1 pseudogene is annotated in these 236 nt (G+C 60.2%); it reads left to right on the forward strand.

Annotation, left to right across the window (positions count from 1 at the left end):
* Positions 1-236: pseudogene (locus HMPREF0072_RS11735) on the forward strand (Tn3 family transposase); the annotation flags it as partial.

Raw genomic sequence — 236 nt, forward strand, 5'->3', positions numbered from 1 at the left:
GCGACACGCAGGCCCAAAGCTACCCGGTCTTCGGCCTGGCCCACATGCTGGGCATCCAGCTGATGCCGCCGGAACATCAAGGACCTGACATTCTTTCGGCCCGAACCGGGTAGGGCTTATAAGAACATCCAGGCACTGTTCGGGGACAGCATCGACTGGCAACTGATCGCCACCCATCTCCACGACATGCTGCGGGTGGTGATCTCAATCCGATTGGGCAAGATCACCGCGTCCTC

The sequence above is a fragment of the Anaerococcus lactolyticus ATCC 51172 genome, from assembly GCF_000156575.1.
Classification (GTDB): domain Bacteria; phylum Bacillota; class Clostridia; order Tissierellales; family Peptoniphilaceae; genus Anaerococcus; species Anaerococcus lactolyticus.